This is a genomic window from Desulfobaculum sp. (genome assembly GCF_054921475.1).
This window is the reverse complement of record NZ_JBUDSW010000361.1, coordinates 1-2,731: the sequence shown is the minus strand read 5'-3', so window position 1 is coordinate 2,731 and position 2,731 is coordinate 1. Positions and strand designations below refer to the sequence as shown.

The following is a 2,731-nucleotide window of genomic DNA, read 5'->3' as shown; positions in this document are numbered from 1 at the left end:
CCCCTCCTAGTGGAGGGGGCGCTTTTTTTGTGCTCCGCAGGCTCAAGGGCGTTGCCCTTGAGAATCCCAAGTGCGGCCGGGACGTGCGCGTGTGGAAGGAATGCGGCGGCACCCCTGCTGTGCTTTCGGGTGAGGCTGGGAGTGGGGAGCGCCGTGCTACGTCATCAGGTCGCGGACCTTGGCGTTGGCGTCGGCCACGCGCTCGGACAGCAGGTTGACGATAAAGCGGTGAATGGCCGCGGTGAAGTGCGGCGCCTTGGCTTGCAGCTTGTGCAGGACCGTGGTGGACAGGCGGTACAGGGTGCAGTCCTCCGCCGCGATGATGGTGGCCGAGCGTGGGGCGGATGTATAGATGCCCATCTCGCCAAAGGCGGTGCCCGGTCCCATCTTTTTCAGGCGCAGAATCTTGCCGCCTTCCAGCTCCAACTGCACGTTCACCATGCCGGATTCAATAAAGTACATGGCGTCGGACGGGTCCCCCTGCCGGAAGACGGGCGTGCCCTTTTTGATCTGCACCTTCTTGAGCACCTTCATCAGCAGGGGGATATAGCGCGGTTCGGGGAAGACGGGCCGCAAAAGCTCCGCAAGGGGCTGACTGTCCACGGTCAGGGCGTCTTCGGCGTCGAGGATATGGTCTTCGGCCCATTCAAGGGCGTAGTCGAGCGACGTGACGGTGAGGGAGTGGCGTTCCGGATCGTTCAGGATGCATCCCGCACCCTTGAGTTGTTCCTCAAGCTCAAAGGGGATGTTGGTGAATACCAGCATAAAGCTGAACTTGCGCGCCATCTGCTGGAGCTTGGTGAAGGAGAGGGCCACGGAGGAGTCCAGCCCGCCGATGAAGGTAAAGTCGAGGAGCAAAAAGCGCAGTGCGTTATGCTCCCTGTTGCGGATGCGGGTGTGGATATGGCGGAGCAGGCCGCTGATGGTGCCCAGAAAGATAAAGCCCTGCAGGGCGATGACGTGAATCTGGTCGCCCTTTTCCTTGAGGATGCGGAACTGTGAGGGAGCGCGGTCCACGTTGCTGTGGAAGGTTGCGCCGGACATTTCGTGCTTGACCACGCTCATGGAGCCGTAGCGTCCGGCAACCACCAGCAGCGCAAGGGCTGCGCCGATACCCGCGCCGACAAGGATGCCAAAAGCGCAGGTGAGCAGAAAGATGAGGACAAGCAGGGAGTAGTCGCCCTTGTGCGTAAACTGGGTGCGGGTGGAGATGAGCCAGCGCCACATCAGGGACAGGCCAAGGGCAAGGAGCAGGCCCGTTGGGACAAAGCGCGGAATGAACGCAATGGCGTAGTGGATGCCAAACAGCGCGCCACCGCAGGTCAGGGCGGCAATGATGCCCGCCACAGCGCCGCGGGCGCCAAGGGCCTTGTTGCTGAGGCTGCGCGACAGGGCGTAGGTGGCGGGCACGCCGCCTAAGAGGCCCGTCAGCAGGTTGCCCATGCCCATTCCGAGGTATTCGCGGTTGATGTCTACGTCGCGGCCGAGGGCAATTTCCATCTGCGTAATCTTGTACATGGTGCCCACAAGGATAAGCCCCGTCAGGACCACGATGTAGCCAACGTTGCTGACAATGGCCGCAAGGTCCACGTCATGAACAAGGGAAGAGGAGTAGATGTTCCAGAAGTGGTCCTGCGCCATGGGGGCAAAAAGCCACCCCTGCATCCGCGCCGCGTCAAGGTCCATCCCAAAGGCAAAAAACGCCGCGTGCGCGCCGCCAATGGCAAGGAGCATCAACGGCAGAATAAGCGCGTCCCCGCGCTTGAGGCGCATGACAATAAAGAGCACCAGCCCGAAGGCCGCAGGCGGGATCCACATCAGGCAGGTGGATTCGTCAAACAGCCGCAGCAGCAGGTCCATCCCGGTCCCGGAACACCCCACCACAAAGGCCAGCGTGTATTTGATGACATAAAAGCCCACACCCGCCGCCATGCCCCCGATGGCTTGAATGGGGACAAAGCGCAACCAATCGCCATTGCCGACGCCGCCAATGGTCCACAGGCACAGCCCCACGAAAATGGTGAGGACCATGGAGGCCGCAAGCAGTGTGGTGCGGACGACGATGGGCGCCGCTGTGTCCGGCAGGGCGGCGTGGACCCCGCCAAGGTAGAGAAACAGCAGCAGGGCAACAATGGACTCCGGCCCGGCAAGGGCAAAGGCTACGCCGCTGCGCGAGGCAATGACCAGCCCGACCACGGTGGCGCTGATAAGCGTGATGCTGAGGGCGTGGGCGAAACTGTTGGCTGTAGGCACCTGCGAGGAAATGAGCAGGGCGGCGGCAACGCAAAACAGAATGCTGAGCAGACCGGAGAACACCCCGGCAAAGAGGTTGAGTCCGAAGTTGCCCTGAAAGATATGTACCGGCTCTACTTCGGCCTCGGTGAGCAGCTCGTGCGGGGCATTGGAGGGCGGCGGGACTGCTGAGGCGTGGGGCGTTGCGTCTGGGATCATGTCGTCCAGATTCAGTTCACCCGCCTCGGCTTCGGCCATAACCGGGGCGCCGCACGACGGGCAGGCAATGGTCTGCCCGAGCGATTTTTCGGAAACGGTGTGAGATTGCCCGCACTTATTGCAATGTACAACTGCCACGGTGCTGACTCCGTCTGAGTGGTTAAAGGCCGAATTTCAATCAATATAGCCTGTTTGCGGAGCAAAGTGCAACTCGTGGTGTGGAAAAAGAGTTGGCGTGGGAGTGAAGGGCACGCGGGAAGCGTGGGGGCAACTGGGCCTT

General features: G+C 61.6%; 1 protein-coding gene. It reads right to left on the bottom strand.

What is annotated here, in order from left to right; translation table 11 throughout:
• Positions 1-156: 156 nt before the first annotated feature.
• Positions 157-2,589 (bottom strand): cyclic nucleotide-binding domain-containing protein, encoded by a 2,433-nt coding sequence (locus ACY69P_RS15900; protein ID WP_462328189.1) that lies wholly within the window; start codon positions 2,587-2,589, stop codon positions 157-159.
• Positions 2,590-2,731 lie beyond the last annotated feature (142 nt).